1 protein-coding gene and 5 pseudogenes are annotated in these 3,352 nt (G+C 58.1%); 4 read left to right on the plus strand and 2 right to left on the minus strand.

The genetic code is table 11. The features are described 5' to 3' along the window. A pseudogene (locus AC066S_RS38520) lies at positions 1-194 on the plus strand (hypothetical protein); the annotation flags it as partial. Here the strand turns inward: AC066S_RS38520 and AC066S_RS38525 are convergent. Beyond that, positions 127-294 (minus strand): annotated as a pseudogene (locus tag AC066S_RS38525) (IS30 family transposase); the annotation flags it as partial. The pseudogenes AC066S_RS38520 and AC066S_RS38525 overlap by 68 nt on opposite strands. Before the next feature lie 54 nt (positions 295-348). Between AC066S_RS38525 and AC066S_RS38530 the strand changes: the two are divergent. From AC066S_RS38530 to AC066S_RS38540, 3 pseudogenes are all read left to right on the plus strand, one after another. Then, positions 349-1,086 (plus strand): annotated as a pseudogene (locus AC066S_RS38530) (IS5 family transposase); the annotation flags it as partial. A gap of 83 nt (positions 1,087-1,169) precedes the next feature. Next, a pseudogene (locus AC066S_RS38535) lies at positions 1,170-2,515 on the plus strand (IS701 family transposase). A 528-nt stretch (positions 2,516-3,043) separates the two neighbouring features. Beyond that, positions 3,044-3,145 (plus strand): annotated as a pseudogene (locus AC066S_RS38540) (IS66-like element accessory protein TnpA); the annotation flags it as partial. 4 nt (positions 3,146-3,149) lie between these two features. Here AC066S_RS38540 and AC066S_RS38545 read toward each other — a convergent pair. Continuing rightward, positions 3,150-3,352: hypothetical protein (locus tag AC066S_RS38545; RefSeq protein ID WP_478271897.1), on the minus strand; the 203-nt coding region annotated here is incomplete at its 5' end.

The raw sequence follows: 3,352 nt of genomic DNA on the forward strand, positions 1-3,352 counted from the left end.
TGAAAGCCGGAGTGTGGTTCCGCCGTGCTCGTCTGCTCATCGTCTCTCCTGATTCGCGGGTCAATCTTGCCCGCCGTCAGGCAGAAACTCCACTTATCGCGCTGTTCAGATTTGCGGGACCAGCTCACTCCATGCCTTGGCCCATCGTCGATCCTTTCGCCGGCCCTGCCGGCGGCCGTTCCACCGAACGGTGAGGTCAGCAATACAAGCTCCGCTCGGGGCTACAACACTGCCGGCAAGTCTCTCCTCCACATAAGTGCGCAAGGCTGCGTTGGGCGCAAGCTTAGGCTCAGGACCTATTAATTTTGATTGATGCGTGATTCAAGGTCTCCTGATTCGGAGACTTTGATGGGTGATTTGTTTCTGCTCAGCGCGCGCCAGATGGCGCGCATACCGCCGTGTTTTCCGTTGGCGCATGGCGTGCCGAGGGTCGACGACCGCCGCGTTGTCAGTGGCATCGTCTATGTCATTCGCAGGTCTGCAGTGGAAGGACGCGCCGAAGGGCTACGGTCCGCACAAGACGCTCTACAATCGCTTCATCCGCTGGAGCCGGCTCGGCGTGTTCAATCGGATCTTTGCCACCCTGGCGGCGGAAGGACCGAAGCCAGAGCGCATCATGATCGATTCCACGCATCTGAAGGCGCACCGAACGGCTGCGAGCCTCCTAAAAAAGGGGTTCTTTCCCGCTGCATCGGCCGCACGAAAGGCGGGTTGCATTCCAAGCTCCACGTCGTCTGCAACGACATTGGCAAGCCGCTCGTCATGCTGCTCTCGGAAGGCCAGATGAGCGACCACAAGGGCGCTCGCCTGATGCTCGGAGTCCTGCCGCCCGCCTCGGCGTTGATCGCAGACCGCGGCTACGACTCCAACTGGTTCCGTGCGGCCCTGAAGGCCAAAGGCATGGAAGCCTGCATCCCGCCGACCAGACCGCTCGCCTACGACAAAGGCCTCTATCGCTCCCGGCACAAGATCGAAAATCTATTCGCCAAACTCAAGGATTGGCGACGCATCGCCACCCGCTACGACCGATGCGCTCACACCTTCTTCTCGGCGATCTGCATCGCAGCCTCAGTCGCCTTCTATCTCAATCAATGGGTCCTGAGCCTAGCACTACTTTGGCAGATTGTTGATTTTGTCGCGTTTTATAGGATTCCCGAATCAATTTTTCAATGATTCATGGGTGGTCGGCTCTTGGAGGGCTGACCATGCCGGGATGGGAAGACGAACTCGAACGTTGGCTGATGCCGTTCTTGGACCGGCTGGGTCATAAGACCCGGCAGCGGATGTGTCCTCTTTATGTTGCGGGATGAATCGGTCCGGGCGATCGCAAGAGCGTTCAGCCAATGGCGGAACGCCTAGCCACGAGCAACTACGATCAGTTGCACCATTTCATTGCGGACGGTGTCTGGGATGAGACGCCGCTGGAGACGGAGCTGCTCAACCAGGCGGACCGACTTGTCGGCGGCAGGGATGCGATGCTGGTTATTGATGACACCTCACTGCCGAAGAAGGGTGAGCGATCGGTCGGTGTTGCGGCTCAATACGCGTCGGCTCTCGGTAAGACCGCAAATTGCCAAACGCTGGTGTCTTTAACGCTTGCGCGCGGCGAAGTGCCCGTGATGGTCGCGTTACGTCTCTTTCTGCCTGACAGCTGGACAAGCGACATGTCTCGTTTGAAGAGTGCTCGCGTGCCAATCGAACACCGAACGCCACGGTCCAAGCCGGAGATCGCATTGGCCGAGATTGACCGCGCGATGGCAGCTAACATGCGCTTTGGATGTGTGCTGGCAGATGCAGGATACGGCCTCAGTGCACCGTTTCGACAAGGGTTAACAGAGCGCGGGCTGACCTGGGCAGTCGGTATCCCTCGGCACCAGAAAGTGTATCCGGTCGATGTGAAGCTCATTTGGCCGATCACCAAAGTCCGTGGCAAACCACGAAAGCACCACGTGCCCGATATCTTATCGATTGCGGCAGAACAAATGCTGGCCAGCGCCAAATGGAAAACCGTGAGTTGGCGTAGCGGGACGAAAGGTCGGCTTAAAGCTCGTTTTGCTGCTCTCCGTGTCCGCACCGCCGACGGCCCTCCGCAACGAATATGGGATAAAGGTCAGCAGCATCTCCCAGGCGACGAAGCCTGGCTCATTGGCGAGCAACGTGCCTCCGGGGAGAAGAAATACTATCTCGCCAATCTTCCGGCGGCGACGGATCTGCGCACGCTGGCCGCCACTATCAAGGCACGGTGGATTTGTGAGCAGGCGCATCAACAGCTGAAGGAGGAGCTTGGACTTGATCACTTCGAAGGGCGATCTTGGCAAGGTCTTCATCGCCACGCCTTGATGACAATGATTGCCTACGCTTCCTGCAACATCGTCGCCTCGCATACGCGGGGCGGAAAAAAAAGAATCAACGGTCCGCCGCCTCAGCCAACCATGCCAGCCGTACGTCACGTCATCGTCGATCTCATCCTTTGGCCGCCGTCTCAGCAGTGCCCTTATTGCCGGAAAATCCGTGAAAAACAGCGGCGAAAACACAATCTGCCAAAGTAGTGCTAGCGGTTGCCGCGATCACCACGTTGGCTATGCGGGACTTCTCGTGGACCGGGGTTCGTCGGTTTCCTCGCGAACTTCGCAGGGTTGCCGATCGCATTTGCGATGTTGGCCGCACTTATATGTCTGGTAACCCGTCCGCGCGCAGCGTCACGAGCGAGGCGCGGTGACATCAACGCGGTGGCGATGCACGCAGCTCGACGGATGGTGGCACAAGGGAGCGCCTTCCTCCTCTCTGATTTCCGTCCGCTTGGACGGCATGGTCTTACTCGATAGCGGCTCGATTGGCGACTGATTCTCTTCGGCCATCGGGGGCTCGGAATGCGCATCGTCACGAGCTCTTGCTTGTTTCCACAAGCCACGCCTTAGATGAGATTCATATACTCCAATCGCCTTGTAGTTTCAGAACGATGGCGAGCGCCAACTTCCCCGCAACTTTTGCGGTTGAGTGCCCTGATGCATGAGGTGTCCACCAAATAGGTGGACACCTTTTGATGGAAGACGATGATCAGAAACTGCGGGTCAGGCTTGTCGGTCGGAACGGGCGCCGGCGATACGATCCGGCATCGAAAGAGCGTCGTGTCGCGGCCTACCTTAGCATTACAGTTGTTTTTTCGGAAGGCATCTGAATCTATGGGCAACCATGATTCGGAGATCGTGGACGCGGGCAGCGTCGAGAGCTGGCTCCGCAAATTCGGACAGTAGCTTGAGTGGATTTTCTGCCTGACAGCGGCGAGGCTTCTTGCCGCGAATCAGGAGCGAAGATGACGAAGAGGAGTCGCCGGACGCATTCTCCGGCATTC

Source organism: Bradyrhizobium sp. CFUWI (assembly GCF_056429085.1).